This is a genomic window from Acidovorax sp. GW835-FHT14G06, assembly GCF_058793595.1.
This window is the reverse complement of the sequence record NZ_JBXAGA010000005.1, coordinates 254,846-269,559: the sequence shown is the minus strand read 5'-3', so window position 1 is coordinate 269,559 and position 14,714 is coordinate 254,846. Positions and strand designations below refer to the sequence as shown.

Sequence of the window (14,714 nt, the reverse complement as noted above, 5' to 3'; positions counted from 1 at the left end):
CCAGGATCAATGGTCAGTACAGATACACCGCCCCGACGCTGACGGGAAGGGGCATTGCAGGGTAGGCGGGGCTACCCGAGTTGTCCGCCTGGTTGCCTTGGATGTCTTTGGCCAGACCGTCTTCGCCCGTGGCGCCCACTGCCAGGGTGGTGCCGTCGCCTGACAATGCGATGCTGGCACCAAAGAGGTCCCCCGCATCGGTATTGCTGGCCTTCAGGTAGGCGCGTTGACTCCAGGTACCGCCACTTCGCTGGTATACGTAGGCAGCGCCCGCGCCGCCCGCAGAATGGTCCGCCTGTTTGCCATTGATGCCCCTGGCGCCGCTGGCTTCAGCCATGGCGCCCACGGCCAGAGTATTGCCGTCGGCAGACAGTGCGAGGCTGGATCCATACCAGTGGTCCTGGCCGGTGTTGCTGGCCTTCAGATAGGCCTGCTGGCTCCACGCATCGTTGCTGCGGGTGAACAGATAGGCGGCGCCCGCACGTGCCAGGGTGCGAGCGCCGGGCGGGTTGTTGATGCCCGTTCCAGACGCGCTCTCATCCTGGGCTCCGACGGCCAGTGTGTTGCCATCTGCCGAAAGTGCGAGCTTGAGGCCAAATCGGTCGTTGGCGGCAGTATTGGATGCCTTGACAAAGGCCTGCTGGCTCCAGCCTTTGCTGCTCTGGGTGAAGACGTAGACCGCACCGGAGCTGCTGGCCGATTGATCCTGCTGGTTGCCATTGACGCCGGTGGCGCTGCTGCTCTCCAGCGGGGCCCCCACAGCCAGCGTGCTCCCATCACCCGAGAGCGCAATGGATTCGCCAAAGTGTTGCCAACCTAGGCTGTTGGTGTTGCTGGCTTTCAGGTAGGCCTGATGGGCCCAGATGCTTCCTCCTCCGGCGCCGCTGCTGCTGCGGGTGTAGGTGTATACCGCGCCTGAGCGGATGGCCGAGTTGTCGCTCTGATCGCCATTGATGCCGGTGGCTTTGCTGCCTTCGCCGGGTGCGCCAACGGCCACCAGGTTGCCATCGGAAGACACCGCCACGCTGCTTCCGAAGCTTTGGGGGTTGCGTACGTAATAGCCCATGATGTCAACGCTGTAATCGGCCTTGGGGCGCGTATTGCTTGCCTTGATGTAGGCCTCCTGCACCCACTTCATAGAAAGGCCGTGAGGCAGGGGGCTCCCGATAGCCTTGAAGACGTATGCGGCACCCGCACCCTGGGTCTGGGTGTCGGATGCGTCGCCGTTCACCCCTTTGGCACTGCTGGTCTCGCCGGGGGCTCCCACGACCAGCGTGGATCCGTCGGCAGACAGGGCCAGGCTGGCGCCAAAGCGGGGGCCGTTGTCCAGGTAGCGTCCGTTGTCGTAGGCCCGGTTGTTGCCGGCCTTGAGATAGGACGCCAGTGTCCACAAGCCGTAGGTATTGTTGCGCGAGAAAACATAGACGGCGCCTGCGTTCACGATGGAGTTGTCGGCTTGGTCGCAGGAGGTGGTTGTGGGGCAGGTCGCGTTGCTGCGTTCTCCAGTCGCGCTCACGGCCATCACTTTTCCATCTGCCGACAGCACCACGGCACCCCCAAACGTGTCGCCAGGCTCACTGTTGCTGGCCTTGAAGTAGCCAATGGCCTGGGTCACATCGGGCGTGACTGCGGTCGTGAATGCTCCGCAGCCAGTGCCGTCGCAGGCGCGCAGGCGATAGGTGGCATTCACTCGCTCATGCAGTTGCGCTGACTTTATCTCGTGGAAAAAGGCGGTAATGGTGTGGTCGTTGGTGCTGCCTACTATCGTCTCCGGCTGCGGGCCAGTGGGGCCGTCGGGGTCTTCGAACAGCTCGTAGCGGGAGGCGTCCGTGCTGGTGTTCCATTGGAATTTGTAACCTTTGGTTCCGTAGCCCACGGTGAAACCCGACGGCGCTGCAAGGCCCGTGGATGGAGCGTCCGAACCTGAGCCCCCACCGCAGGCCGCCAGCATCACAGGGACGGCCATCATCAGTGCCCGCGCCAGGTGAGTCGGCCTCGGGGTGGTAGGTGTCCTGCGAGGTATCGAGTGTCCGATCATGGGCAATGTCCTGTTGTCCTGAAGTGGGAAAGGAAGCGGTGCGAACGGAGGAGGATGGGGGCGTGGAGATGTCAGATGTGTGCCCCCAAGTGCCGTAGCCAGGGCCGTGTAGCGTTACAAACGCTTATCCCGAACCTGTTCCTTAGCCCTCCCTTAGGTCGGGCTTTTATACCATTCAGTAAAAAATAAACAGCAAGAAATACGATTTGTTTCCGGATCGCTGCAGGAGGCTTGGTGGGCAAGATGTGACCCGTGGTGAGGCGCGTGCAGCGCCAAGCCCAGGGCGCTCTATGCCTTGGCCGCTCTACTTGGGCGGCGCTATTCAGAAGCGTACGGGTCTGCAAACCCCAGCTCTTGCAGGATGTCGGTCTCGTAAGCCTCCATCTCCTCGGCATCGGCCTCACTCGTCTCGTGGTCCCAGCCCTGGGCATGCAGCGCGCCGTGCACCAGCATGTGGGCGTAGTGTTCTTCCAGGCTCTTGTTTTGCTCCTTCGCTTCCCGCTCGATCACGGGGGCGCAAAGCACCAGGTCGGCAGTCACCACCGGCTCCTGGGTGTAGTCGAAGGTGAGCACGTTGGTGGCGTAGTCCTTCTTGCGGTACTCGCGGTTGAGCTGCCGGCCTTCTTCAGCACCCACGATGCGCACGGTGATCTCGGCGTCGGTGGCCAGGGCGTGGCGAATCCAGCGCGTGACCTTGTGGCGGGGCAGCACGGCCCGGTGGGCGGCGGCCTCGTCAAACGAGCCGAACTGCAGCGACAGGGAGAGTTGGTTCAGTGGCATGTGAAGCGAAATTGGCGGCAGGCGCTGGAAGAGTAGGTGCTGAAAGCTATGAAAATAGGAGCGAGTGGTGTTCAGTCCCTGCCGCGTGCAGTGGCTGCACGGCGGGGGGCGTCATAGGCGTCCACGATGCGGGCTACCAGTGGGTGGCGCACCACGTCAGCGCTGGTGAAGTGGGTGATGGAGATGCCCTTCACACGTTTGAGCACCCGTTCGGCGTCGATCAGGCCGCTCAGGTTGCCCTTGGGCAGGTCGATCTGGCTCACGTCGCCCGTCACCACCGCCTTAGCGCCAAAGCCAATGCGGGTGAGGAACATCTTCATCTGCTCGGGGGTGGTGTTCTGCGCTTCGTCCAGGATGACGAAGGCGTTGTTCAGCGTGCGCCCACGCATGAAGGCCAGCGGCGCGATCTCGATGGCGTTGCGCTCGAAGGCCTTTTGCACCTTGTCATGCCCCATCAGTTCATACAGCGCGTCGTACAGCGGGCGCAGGTAGGGGTCCACCTTCTGCGCCAGATCGCCGGGTAAAAAGCCCAGGCGTTCCCCCGCCTCGACCGCCGGGCGGGTCAGCACGATGCGCTGCACGCTGCTGCGTTCCAGCGCGTCCACCGCACTGGCCACGGCGAGATACGTCTTGCCCGTGCCGGCCGGGCCGATGCCGAAGGTGATGTCGTGCGTGGCGATGTTCTGCAGGTACAGGTTCTGCGTGGGCGTGCGGCCGCGCAGGTCGGCACGGCGGGTGTTGAGGATGATGGCGTCGTCCGGGGCCTCCAGCAGTTCGCTGTCGCCCGCGAGCATGAGCTGGATGTAGTCTTCGCCAATGGGGCGCTCGGCCATTTCATAGAGGGCCTGCAGCAGCTCCATCGCCTGCGTGGCCTTGGCCTTGGGGCCATCGACCTTGAACTGCTCGTGCCGGTGCGCAATGCTCACCTGCAAGGCCACCTCGATGGTACGCAGGTGCGCATCGGCCGGGCCACACAGGTTGGTGAGCCGGGTGTTGTTGTGGGGGGTGAAGGTGTGGCGCAGGATCACGCGGATAATTCCAGTCAGGCAACGGAAAACAGCAAGAACGGCGGCGCGGCATGTCATGTCCGCGACGTCAAAGGACATCAATGATAGGCAAATTGACCGGCACCCTGCTGGAGAAGAATCCCCCCGAGGTGCTGCTGGACTGTCACGGCGTGGGCTACGAGGTGAATGTGCCCATGAGCACGTTCTACAACCTGCCCGCCGTGGGCGAGCGGGTGAGCCTGCTGACCCAGTTCATCGTGCGTGAGGATGCGCAGCTGCTGTACGGCTTTGCAACCGCCCCTGAGCGCCAGGCTTTTCGTGAGCTGATCAAGATTTCAGGCGTGGGGCCGCGCACTGCCTTGTCCATCCTGAGCGGCATGGGCGTGAGCGACCTGGCGCAAGCGATCTCGTTGCAGGAGGCGGGGCGCCTAGTCAAGGTGCCGGGTATCGGCAAAAAGACGGCAGAGCGCTTGCTGCTGGAGCTCAAGGGCAAGCTGGGCGCCGACATGGGCGCTGTGCGCGATGCGGCCACCAGCGATGCGCAGGCCGATATCCTGCAGGCGCTGCTCGCGCTGGGATACAACGACAAAGAAGCGGCAGCGGCGCTCAAGGCTCTGCCGGTGGAGGTGGGAGTCAGTGATGGCATCAAGATGGCGCTGAAGGCGTTGGCGAAGTAGCGCTGCGTGTCTTTGAAAAATCGTGTGGTTCTTTGTGATGACGTCTTTTCAGGTTGTTGGAGCATTCCATGGCAAACAGTTTTAGAAATCTGATGAGCGCGCTTGGTGGTGTGGCCCTGTCATTGCTGCTGGCGGGCTGTGGGGGCGGTTCCGGAGAGGCAGAGGCGACGTCCCAGACCACCCGCATGGAAGGCTGGGTACAGCCCGCCAGCGCTGACCAGGGCGTGCCATATGTCAAGTTGCGCGAAGCGATAAATCTGCCTACCCCTGCGAAAATCCGGCTTGGTGCCATTGCACAAGAGAAGGCAATACCTTTCCCTTTAAAGACCGGCTTGGCGCCCCGTCTGATCGGCATGGCCCGCGATGTGGATGCCACTGGCGCATCAGCCCAGACACTGCAGATGTTTCATTGGAGGCCCACCGAGTCGGGAGGGCTGGTCGCCGCCATCAGCTTTTCTTCAGAGGGGGCGCATGGCTTGCGTCTCGGTGTGGTGGTCAAGCAGTTGCCCGGTGGCTCCGTGCTGCGCATCTACAGTCCGGCAAAAGCTGGCACGGTGTTTCAGATCCCAGGCCAGGAGGTGCTGCAGCGCATTCAACGACAGAAGATGGCAGGGGATTCGGGCCTAGACGGACAGACTTGGTGGACTCCCGATTTGGGTTCTGACGAAGTCACTCTGGAGGTGGAGCTACCTCCGGGGACCCCGTTGGGAGCACTCGACATTGCGGTTCCTCGCGTGTCACATATCTTTGAGGACCTGTCGCTTCCGACGGAGGGCGATTTCTCCACGAAGATCAACGAGTCGGCAGCCTGCCAACTGGACGCCTCCTGCTACGACGCGTATGCCAATCAGCGCAACGCGGTCGCACGGATGATCTTTACTTCTGGGGCCAATACCTACCTGTGCACTGGCACGTTGCTGAATGACAGCATTTCTTCAGGCACGCCCTATTTTCTGACGGCCAATCACTGCATTTCGTCCGCAGCGGAAGCCGAGTCGCTGCAAACGGACTGGTTTTACAGGACGCCAATATGCAATAGCCGTACCTTGTCTTCTTCGGCAGAGAGGCGGCTGGGTGGAGCGACTTTGCTCTACGCTTCCGATGGTTTCGACATGACGTTGCTCAAGCTCAATGAGGCCCCTCCGGCTGGTGCATTTTTTGCTGGCTGGGACGCGGGCGCTCAGGTGGTAGGTTCGGAAGTGACGGGGCTGCATCACCCGCGCGGGGACGTGCTCAAGATCAGTTTTGGCAACATCAGCGGGCAAACCTTCTGCACTCCTCCTGGCACTGGCACCGGATTCCAGTGCATAGGCAATTCGGGCAACTACTATCAGATCAACTGGAGTCGAGGAACAACCGAGGGCGGCAGTAGCGGCTCCGCGCTGTTCAACAGTGCCAACCAGGTGATTGGTACCTTGTATGGCGGGAGTGCGACGTGCTCGGCCAAGACATCCCCCGAGTTCTATGGGCGGTTTGATATTGCGTTCAACACGGCATTGAAGAACTGGCTGGCACCAGCGTCGCCCCCCCCTTCTGGCAATGGCCGCGCCGCAGTCTATCGGTTCTTCAATGGCACGACCGGCGCCCATTTTTTTACCACCAGCGTGGCGGAGCGTGACAATACGATACAGACGGCGCCCAGCTTTTCGTACGAAGGCGTTGCCTTTTATGCGCAGGCAGCCCCTGCGACCGGCAATTCCGCTGTGTATCGTTTCTATGGTCTTGTGGGCGGTGCGCACTTCTACACCAGCAGTGCACAGGAAAGAGACTCCGTACTGAATAACCTGCAGTCATATCGCTATGAGGGCGTTGCCTGGTATGCAGCGCCCAGTCCCACTGCTGGGGCATCCCCTGTGTACCGCTTTTACAGGCCCTCGAAGCAGGTCCATTTCTACACGATCAGCCTGGCAGAACGTGACTTCATTGTCTCCAACAACCCTGAATATGTGTACGAGGGTGTGGGCTACTACGCGTGGACCAGCCAATAGGCGTTGACATGACCATCCAGACCGACGACTTCACCCCCGCCCCCGCCAAACGCGTCATCTCCTCAGTCCCCGCATCCCCCCAAGAGGAGGCCATTGAACGTGCCCTACGCCCCAAGCTCCTGCAGGAGTATGTGGGCCAGGCCAAGGCGCGGGAGCAGCTGGAGATCTTCATCGGCGCGGCGCGTAAGCGGGGCGAGGCGCTCGACCATGTGCTGCTGTTCGGCCCGCCCGGCCTGGGCAAGACCACGCTCAGCCACATCATTGCGGCGGAGCTGGGAGTGAATCTGCGCCAGACCAGTGGCCCTGTGCTGGAGAAGCCCAAGGACCTGGCGGCGCTGCTGACCAACCTGGAAAAGAACGACGTTCTTTTCATCGACGAGATCCACCGCCTCTCGCCCGTTGTCGAGGAAATCCTCTACCCCGCGCTGGAGGACTACCAGATCGACATCATGATCGGCGAGGGGCCCGCGGCGCGCAGCATCAAGCTCGACCTGCAGCCCTTCACGCTGGTGGGTGCCACCACGCGCGCGGGCATGCTCACCAACCCGCTGCGCGACCGCTTTGGCATCGTGGCGCGGCTGGAGTTCTACACGGCCGACGAGCTGGCGCGCATCGTCAAGCGCAGCGCGGGGCTGCTCAATGCGCCCATGGACGAAGAAGGTGGTTTTGAGATCGCCCGCCGCTCGCGCGGCACGCCGCGCATTGCCAACCGGCTGCTGCGCCGGGTGCGCGACTATGCCGAGGTCAAGAGCGATGGCCGCATCACCAAAACAATAGCCGACCGGGCCCTGGCCATGCTGGACGTGGACCCGCAGGGCTTTGACGTGATGGACCGCAAGCTGCTCGAAGCCGTGATCCACCGCTTTGACGGCGGCCCGGTGGGGCTGGACAACATTGCCGCCAGCATTGGCGAAGAGGCCGGCACCATCGAGGACGTGATCGAGCCCTACCTGATCCAGCAGGGCTTTTTGCAGCGTACGCCGCGTGGGCGGATTGCCACGCTGGCGGCGTTCAGGCACCTGGGGGTGGCGCCGCCCATGGCGGCGGGCGGACTCTTCTCTGAATGATCTAAAGGCACGGCACATGACACCCCGAACATCCCTCGCACTTTGGATTGTCTTGTGAACAAGCGACGTTGGGTCCTGGGGCTGGGCGCGGCAGTGCTGGTGGTGGCTGCCGCAGTGGGCGCAATGGCGTTGCAGGGGCCGCAGGTCGATGCCCTGTTGGTGCAGTCGGCGCCGCTGGTGCGTACGCTGCAGTTTTCGGCGCGCGTGGCCACGTTGTCGCGGGTGGACGTGGGCAGCACCATCACCGGCCGCGTGGCCGAGGTGCGGGTGGCAGAAGGCGCACAGGTGCGCCAGGGTGATGTGCTGGTGCAGCTGGAGGCCGACGAGCTGCGGGCTGCCCTGGCGCAGGCTGTGGCGGCTGAGCGCCAGGCACAGTCGCGCCTGGTGGGCCTGCGCAGCAGCGGCCGCAGCGCGGTACAGGCGGCGCGCGCGCAGGCCGACGCTACCCTGCAGGCGGCCAGCGCCAACCTGGCGCGGGTGCAGCAGCTGGTGGCCCAGGGGTTCTATAGTGCCGCGCAGCTTGATGAGGCGCAGCGCGCCGTCGAGGTAGCCCGGGCGCAGCAGTTGAGCGCGCAGGCGCAGGTCCAAGCCAACTCCGATGCGGGCACCGATGTGGTCCAGGCGCAGGCGCAGCTGGCGCTGGCCCAGGCGGCCACGGTGGTGGCCCAGGCCCGCCTGGCGCAGACCACGTTGTTGGCCCCGGCCGATGCCCGCGTGCTGGTCCGCGACGTCGAGCCCGGGCAGATCGTGCAGCCTGGCAAGGCCCTGCTCAGCCTGGCGCTGGCCGGGCCCACCCAGCTGGTGGCCCAGGTGGACGAACGTTTTCTGGACCAGTTGCTGCCGGGCCAAAAGGCCTCGGTGGTGGCCGATGCCTTTGCGGGCCAGCGCTTTGCAGCACGTGTGCTCACCATCGCACCCTCGGTGGATGCTCAGCGTGGCGCCATCGAGGTGAAATTTGCACTGGAGCAGCAGGCCCCCGCCTTCCTGCGCGAAGACATGACCTTGTCGGTCGAGGTCGAGACTGCGCGGCGCGAGCGTGCCCTGGTGCTGCCGCAGGCGGCCCTGCGGGGTGCGGTGGTGGGTGACCAGGCCACGGTGCTGGTGTTGCAGGAGGGGCGCGCCCAGGCCCGCCCCGTGCGGCTGGGGCTGCGCGCACTGGACGCTGTGGAGGTACTGGACGGCCTGGCCGAGGGCGACACTGTGCTGCGTGGCGGCACCGCGCAGGCTGGCGACCGCGTACGTGCCCGCACGGTGGAGTGGAGCGCGGGCTCCGCCACAGCCGGTGCAGCGCAAGGTCGATCCCAAGGCGCTGACGCCGGCGCTGCCCTCACCAACGCCATGGGCCGTTGACCCGCCATGTGGATCTGGCCCGGCTTCGAGTTGCGCGTGGCGCTGCGCTTTCTGCGCGAGGGCCGCATGCAGACCGTGCTCATCATCGTGGGGGTGGCAGCGGGGGTTGCGGTCATCGCCTACATCTCGGCGCTGATCAGTGGCCTGCAGTCGAACACTCTGGCCAAAACACTGGGCGCCCAGGCGCACATCACCCTGCGGGCGCCGGACGATCTGGTCTTGCCCGCAGCTTCCTTGCCTACGGGTAGCGCTCTTTTGACCGATACACAACCGCGTGCCCAGCGCCTGCGGTCGGTGGCCAACTGGCAGGCGCTGGTGCCGCTGCTGGAGCGTTTGCCCGAAGTCGCTGGGGTGTCGCCCATGGTGTCCGGCTCAGGCTTGGCGCTGCGCGGCGAGGCATCGCAGGCCATTGCCCTGATGGGCGTGGACCTGGACCGCTATGACCGCGTGGTGGGGCTGCGCTCCAAGGTGGTCAGTGGCACCGCGCGGCTGGCACCGGGCGAGGCCATCGTGGGGCGCGAGCTGGCCTCCGACCTGGGCGTGCGTGTGGGAGACCGCCTCACGGTACAGACGAGCGGCGCGGGCGGCACGGTGAGTGATTCGGTGCGCGTCACCGCGCTGGTGGACCTGGGGGTGAAAGACCTGAACCGGCGCACCGTGATCGTGCCGCTGCGCGCGGCGCAAAGCCTGCTGGCGCTGCCGGGGGGCGCCAGCCAGCTCGACCTGACCTTGAAAGACGTGTGGGTGGCACAGACCCTGGCGCGTGCGTTGCAAATGCAGTTCCCCTACAAGATCGAGAGCTGGCAAGAGAGCAATGCCCAGCTGGTGTCAGCACTCAACGCGCAGTCCATCAGCACTTCCATCATCCGGGGTGTGGTGCTGGCGGTGGTGGTGCTGGGCATTGCCAGCGTGCTGGTGGTGTCGGTGGTGCAAAAGGGCCGCGAGATCGGCATCCTGCGCGCCATGGGCGCCACGCGGGGCCAGGTGCTGCGCGTGTTTCTGTTGCAGGGCGCTGTGGTGGGTGCGCTGGGCTCGGTGCTGGGCTTGTTGCTGGCGGTAGGGCTGATCTGGGTGTTCACGCATTTCGTGCGGGGCTCTGATGGCATGCCGCTGTTTTCGATTGCGCTGGCGCCCGCCATGGCGTTGCAGATTGCCCTGATTGCCTCGGTGTGCGGCGTGCTGGCGGCCGTGGCGCCCGCGCGGCGCGCAGCGGCGCTGGACCCGGCGCAGGCCATCAGGATGTGATGAACACCGCAGCCGCCCCCGATCTGATCGCGTTCGATGCCGTGCGCAAGAGCTACAACCTGGGCCGCCCCAGCGAGGCCGAGGTGCTGCACGGCATCAACCTGCAAGTGCGCCGGGGCGAGTTCATCGCGCTGATGGGGCCCTCGGGGTCGGGAAAAAGCACGCTGCTCAACATCCTGGGTCTGCTCGAACGCATGACGACTGGCAGCTATCTGCTGGACGGCGAGGCGGTGCAGGACTTGGACGATGCCGCGCTCACCCTGCGCCGACGCAGCACCCTGGGGTTTGTCTTTCAGTTCCACCACCTGCTGCCCGCGTTCTCGGCGCTGGAAAACGTCACGCTACCGGCCCTCATGGCTGAAGGCAGCGTCAGTGCCGCTAGCCGCGATCACGCGCGCAGCCTGCTCGACGCTGTGGGCTTGGTCAATGCCATGGACAAACGCCCCGCAGAGCTGTCGGGCGGCATGCAGCAGCGCGTGGCCATTGCGCGCGCGCTGGTCATGAACCCGCCGCTGGTGCTGGCTGATGAACCCACGGGCAACCTCGACACTGCCTCGTCGGCCGAAGTGTTTGCCCTGCTGCGCCGCATTCACGCCGAGCGGGGCACGAGTTTTGTGGTGGTCACCCACGACCCGCGCCTGGCCGCGCGCTGCGACCGGCTGGTGGAGCTGATCGACGGGCGCATTGCGCGCGACGAGCCAATTGCTGCAGGTGTGGAGCCGGTGCCCACCGCGTTGCCTGCGCTGAAGCGCTAAGGGGCGCGCGGCGCGGTGTCTTTGCGTGCAAATAATCGTAGTGCTTCTGATTTGATATCTGCTGGCGCTTATCTATAAAGCGCTAGAGGCCGATTTGGCTTGTTTTTTTCTGTGTCGCCTGCTGCTTCACAGCCCGGGCGGCGCGGTGGAAACCAGCCCGTCAGCGCCGGTGTAGCCATTGGCCGCGTGCGCAGCGCGGCCCGCTTCGACCGGCGCCACAACCTTCGCATCAGCCGGTACCCGCGCCACGCTTGGCAGCATGCCCAAGACGATCAGCACCTGCGCCGCGTAGTAGGTAGACAGCACCCACACCTGTGCCATCGGCAGGGGCGTCACAAAGCGGTTGGTGGCCAGCAGCGAGTCGCTGAGCATGAAGAACCCGGCGCCAACCGCAACCAGCAACGATGGCGCATCGCGCAGTGTTGTAGCGCGGCCGATGGCCTGAGCGGCCATCAGCGCAATCACCAGCACATAGGCGGCTACCGGCGCGCGCAGTGCGGGCGGCAAACCGCCTGCCCATAAAAATGCGTACATCGCCATGCCAATGCCCAGCGTGGCGGCCAGTGCACCTCTGTGCGCAAACCACGCTTGCCCGCTTTTGAACAGCGCCACATAGAACAGATGCGCCACCAGAAAGCTCACCAGGCCCGGTATGAAGAAGCCCTGGAACATGAGGAACACATCCCCCGCCAATGACCCGCCCAGGGCAGCGATGAGCAAGGCACATGGCGGTTTTGAGCCCAATGCACCCCTTGCGATAGTCAAATATGCACTGGCAGCTACCAAAATAATAGCAATTGCCATGGTCAGCGGCTTGAACAGCCAATGCCATTGTGTGAACCCCAGCGCACTGGTGGCCGTGGCCAGCGCAGCGCTTTGCAGCATCAGCGCCATCAGCATGCCAATGCGCCCCTGCATCACAGCGCCCAGCGACCATTGCACCGTCAGCAGCACCGCAAACCAGATGGCGTTGCGCGCCAGCGGTGCGGTGTCGGCCTGCCACAAAAATGCCGCGACGCCCGCCAGCAGCAGCGCAAACTGCACCAGCGCAAACCGCTGCACACCGCGCGACATGGGCGGCTGAAAGATCTGCATCTGCGCCATGCTGAAGGCGGGCTTGGGAAAGCGCTCTGCCACATCGGCAGGCCGCCAGCCCGGCGGCTTGACCCAGACCTTGAGCTTGTCGAGCCAGCTGCGCGCGTGCCAGCTGTCATGCGCCAGCCCCGCATACACCTGGGTGTTGGCCCACAACGGGTCCCAGCTGTTGAGCAGGCCGCGCGTGCCGTACACGCACTTCTCCTGGTCGTCTTCGTCCTTGAAGGTGCCAAAGAGCCGGTCCCACAGGATCAGAATGCCGCCGTAGTTCTTGTCCAGGTAGGCGTCGTTCACTGCGTGGTGCACCCGGTGGTTGCTGGGGCTGCAGAACCAGCGGTCGAACCAGCCCAGCTTGCCCACCTGCTCGGTGTGCACCCAGAACTGGTAGAGCAGGTCAATCAGTGCCACCACGCCGAACACCAGCGGCGGAACGCCCGCCAGTGCCATGGGCACATAAAAGATCCAGCCCAGCAGCGCGCCCGAACTCGTCTGGCGCAGCGCGGTGGAGAGGTTGTAGTCCTGGCTCTGGTGGTGCACCGCGTGGGCGGCCCACAGCACGGCCGATTCATGCCCCATGCGGTGGAGCCAGTAGTAGCAGAAGTCGTAGAACACCAGCGCCAGCAGCCATCCGGGCAGGCTGGTCCAGAAGGCATCGTTGCGCCACAGCGCCACGTGCTCGAACAGGGCCGTGTAGATGCCGATGCGCAGCAGCCGCGTGAACACTGCGCTGGTCTGGCTGAGCATACCGAGGCTGATGCTGCTGACCGCATCGGCCAGCCGGTAGGTGTTGCGCTGCCTTCTGTAGCCCACCGCCAGTTCGATGGCGATCAGCAAAAAGAAGACGGGGGTCGCAAGGACAATGATCTGGCTGGGGCTCATGGAGGACACCAAAATGTCCGCCGATTCTTGCCCCAATCAGGTCAGCGCGCCTCTGGCATCAACCCTGATGATGCGCTCTACCGTACCCGTCGCCAAACCTCCGCGCACACCGATCAAAAAGTCATGCAGATTGACCGTGGGGTCGCAATGACCGGGGATGAGCCAGAGCATGTGGCCCAGGCTGGGCAGGCGGGCGTCGGGGGCGTCGGCATACAGCAGGCCGTGTTCATCACCGCCGTTGGCGTAGCGCAGGGTGCGGTCGGCCGGCAGCAGGGCCACCGTGGGCAGGCCGGAGTCGATGGCGTGGCTCTTGTGGCCCGCGTCGCACACGGCGTGGGTGTCGCGCACCGATACCACCTGGGTCTTGACGTACAGCGCGTGTTCAAACGCGGGTTGCGCCGGTTCGCGCTCGTTGCGGGCGTAATCGGCATCCATGAAGAGGAAGGAGCCTGCCTGCAACTCGCCAAATACGCCGCTGGCGGCCTCGTGCACCAGGGTGCCTGTGCCCGATCCGGTGATCAGCGGCACCGTAACACCGGCCTCCTCAATCAGCTGCCGTGTATGGATGGCTGCACGCACGACCTGCGCGATGGCCTCCTTGCGCCCCACGGTGCTGGCCAGGTGCTGGGCCCGGCCATGGTAGGCCTGCAGACCTGCAAAACGCAGGCGCGGGCTGCGCGCCACGGCCAGCGCAAGGGGCACTGCGGCCTCGCCAGGGGGTACGCCGCAGCGGCCCTGGCCTACGTCGATCTCCACCAGCACATCAATGCCCGCGTCGCTGCCGTACTGTGTCATGGCTTCGGCCAGGCGTTCGATGCCGTCGGAGTGGTCCACAGCCACACCCAGGCGTCCGCCGCGTGCCGCCAGCTGCGCGGCCAGCCGCGCCACGCGGTGCAGCTTGGGCATGGCGATGACCTGGTTGGTGATGGTGATGTCATCCACTCCACCGGCAGCCAGCGCCTCGGCTTCGGCCACCTTCTGCACACACACTCCCTGGGCCCCTGCGCGTTGCAGCAGCAGCGCGAGTTCGGCACTCTTGTGCAGCTTGGCATGGGGCCGCCAGCGCACATGGTGCTTGCGCGCAAAGTCGGCCATGCGCTGGATGTTGCGGTCCATGGCATCCAGGTCCACCACCAGGGCGGGGGTGTCGATCAGGTCCACGCGTTGGCCGATACAGGCCTCTAGTGCTTCAGGAATGGGTTTCATCGCGCGCTGCGTTGTTGTCAAGGTGCTGGGTGTCTGCCCAGCCAATCAGTGTCAGGCCGTCGGGCGTCCACAGCAGGCGGTTGATGGCGGCGTTGGACAGCTGCCAGGTGCGTGGCGCCTGGATGTCCTGGCGCGTGGCCAGGCGGTACAGCACATCGAGCACCCCACCGTGCGCCACCATCACCACCTGCTCGCCCACATGCTGCTGCGCGAGGGTGGTCACGGTGCGTTCAATGCGCTCGCGCAGCGTGACCAGCGACTCGCCGCCTTCGGGTGTGTAGTGCGGGTCGCGCTTGCGCCAGCGCAGCGCGTCGTCGGGCAGCTCCGCCTCGATCTCGGCAAAGGTGCGGCCCTGAAAGTGCCCGAAGCTGCGTTCTCGCAGGCCGGGCTCGGTCGTCAGAGGTGCGCCGGTGGTTCGGGCCACGGCCTGGGCGGTGGTGTGTGCGCGTTGCAGGTCGCTGGAGTAGATGGCCGCAATCGGCTCGCCCGCCAGGGCCTTCGCCACCTGATCGGCCTGCCACAGGCCCGTATCGTTGAGCGGAATGTCCAGGTGGCCCTGAATGCGGGTGTCCACGTTCCAGGCGGTTTCGCCGTGGCGAATGGCAACGATGCGGGTGGCGTGCATGC

General features: G+C 64.8%; 12 protein-coding genes. 6 read left to right on the top strand and 6 right to left on the bottom strand.

From position 1 onward, the window contains the following. Positions 1-13: 13 nt before the first annotated feature. The 3 genes from AC1Q64_RS10680 to AC1Q64_RS10670 form a co-directional block, all read right to left on the bottom strand. A complete protein-coding gene (locus AC1Q64_RS10680) occupies positions 14-1,969 on the bottom strand; it encodes an FG-GAP repeat protein (protein ID WP_492251307.1) in 1,956 nt (651 codons plus the stop codon). 387 nt (positions 1,970-2,356) lie between these two features. Further along, a complete protein-coding gene (gene ybeY / locus AC1Q64_RS10675; RefSeq protein ID WP_291435896.1) occupies positions 2,357-2,818 on the bottom strand; it encodes an rRNA maturation RNase YbeY in 462 nt (153 codons plus the stop codon). A 71-nt stretch (positions 2,819-2,889) separates the two neighbouring features. Beyond that, on the bottom strand, positions 2,890-3,846 hold the full coding sequence (locus AC1Q64_RS10670) for a PhoH family protein (RefSeq protein ID WP_291435894.1): 957 nt from the start codon (positions 3,844-3,846) through the stop codon (positions 2,890-2,892). Between the two features lie 80 nt (positions 3,847-3,926). Here AC1Q64_RS10670 and ruvA point away from each other — a divergent pair, with 80 nt between their 5' ends. The 6 genes from ruvA (at position 3,927) to AC1Q64_RS10640 (ending at position 10,907) form a co-directional block, all read left to right on the top strand. Beyond that, entirely contained in the window at positions 3,927-4,502 is a 576-nt protein-coding gene (gene ruvA, locus AC1Q64_RS10665; RefSeq protein ID WP_291435892.1) for a Holliday junction branch migration protein RuvA, read from the top strand. Positions 4,503-4,570: 68 nt separating this feature from the next. Then, complete coding sequence (locus AC1Q64_RS10660) at positions 4,571-6,490, top strand: trypsin-like peptidase domain-containing protein (protein WP_492251306.1); 1,920 nt, start codon at positions 4,571-4,573, stop codon at positions 6,488-6,490. An 8-nt stretch (positions 6,491-6,498) separates the two neighbouring features. Then, the gene (gene ruvB / locus AC1Q64_RS10655; RefSeq protein WP_492251305.1) at positions 6,499-7,557 is read left to right on the top strand and encodes a Holliday junction branch migration DNA helicase RuvB; all 1,059 of its coding nucleotides are present in this window, start codon (positions 6,499-6,501) and stop codon (positions 7,555-7,557) included. A gap of 54 nt (positions 7,558-7,611) precedes the next feature. After that, entirely contained in the window at positions 7,612-8,907 is a 1,296-nt protein-coding gene (locus tag AC1Q64_RS10650; protein WP_492251304.1) for an efflux RND transporter periplasmic adaptor subunit, read from the top strand. A gap of 6 nt (positions 8,908-8,913) precedes the next feature. Beyond that, complete coding sequence (locus AC1Q64_RS10645) at positions 8,914-10,152, top strand: ABC transporter permease (protein ID WP_492251303.1); 1,239 nt, start codon at positions 8,914-8,916, stop codon at positions 10,150-10,152. Beyond that, positions 10,152-10,907, top strand: a complete 756-nt coding sequence (locus tag AC1Q64_RS10640; RefSeq protein WP_492251302.1) for an ABC transporter ATP-binding protein — start codon at positions 10,152-10,154, stop codon at positions 10,905-10,907. Before AC1Q64_RS10645 ends, AC1Q64_RS10640 begins: the two co-directional genes overlap by 1 nt. Positions 10,908-11,033: 126 nt before the next feature. Here the strand turns inward: AC1Q64_RS10640 and AC1Q64_RS10635 are convergent, their stop codons facing one another. The 3 genes from AC1Q64_RS10635 to AC1Q64_RS10625 are packed head-to-tail and all read right to left on the bottom strand — an operon-like array spanning position 11,034 to position 14,712. After that, positions 11,034-12,881, bottom strand: a complete 1,848-nt coding sequence (locus AC1Q64_RS10635; RefSeq protein ID WP_492251301.1) for a lysoplasmalogenase family protein — start codon at positions 12,879-12,881, stop codon at positions 11,034-11,036. A gap of 36 nt (positions 12,882-12,917) precedes the next feature. Continuing rightward, positions 12,918-14,087, bottom strand: coding sequence for a DSD1 family PLP-dependent enzyme (locus AC1Q64_RS10630; RefSeq protein ID WP_492251300.1), 1,170 nt, complete (start codon positions 14,085-14,087; stop codon positions 12,918-12,920). Further along, entirely contained in the window at positions 14,071-14,712 is a 642-nt protein-coding gene (locus AC1Q64_RS10625) for a histidine phosphatase family protein (protein ID WP_492251299.1), read from the bottom strand. Before AC1Q64_RS10625 ends, AC1Q64_RS10630 begins: the two co-directional genes overlap by 17 nt. Positions 14,713-14,714 lie beyond the last annotated feature (2 nt).

Excerpts from the sequence above, each read along its gene's own strand:
- ruvA (WP_291435892.1), top strand. The coding sequence starts at position 3,927 with ATGATAGGCAAATTGACCGGCACCCTGCTGGAGAAGAATCCCCCCGAG.
- AC1Q64_RS10625 (WP_492251299.1), bottom strand. The coding sequence starts at position 14,712 with ATGCACGCCACCCGCATCGTTGCCATTCGCCACGGCGAAACCGCCTGG.
- AC1Q64_RS10635 (WP_492251301.1), bottom strand. The coding sequence starts at position 12,881 with ATGAGCCCCAGCCAGATCATTGTCCTTGCGACCCCCGTCTTCTTTTTG.
- AC1Q64_RS10680 (WP_492251307.1), bottom strand. The coding sequence starts at position 1,969 with ATGATGGCCGTCCCTGTGATGCTGGCGGCCTGCGGTGGGGGCTCAGGT.
- AC1Q64_RS10640 (WP_492251302.1), top strand. The coding sequence starts at position 10,152 with ATGAACACCGCAGCCGCCCCCGATCTGATCGCGTTCGATGCCGTGCGC.
- AC1Q64_RS10630 (WP_492251300.1), bottom strand. The coding sequence starts at position 14,087 with ATGAAACCCATTCCTGAAGCACTAGAGGCCTGTATCGGCCAACGCGTG.
- AC1Q64_RS10645 (WP_492251303.1), top strand. The coding sequence starts at position 8,914 with ATGTGGATCTGGCCCGGCTTCGAGTTGCGCGTGGCGCTGCGCTTTCTG.
- ruvB (WP_492251305.1), top strand. The coding sequence starts at position 6,499 with ATGACCATCCAGACCGACGACTTCACCCCCGCCCCCGCCAAACGCGTC.
- ybeY (WP_291435896.1), bottom strand. The coding sequence starts at position 2,818 with ATGCCACTGAACCAACTCTCCCTGTCGCTGCAGTTCGGCTCGTTTGAC.
- AC1Q64_RS10660 (WP_492251306.1), top strand. The coding sequence starts at position 4,571 with ATGGCAAACAGTTTTAGAAATCTGATGAGCGCGCTTGGTGGTGTGGCC.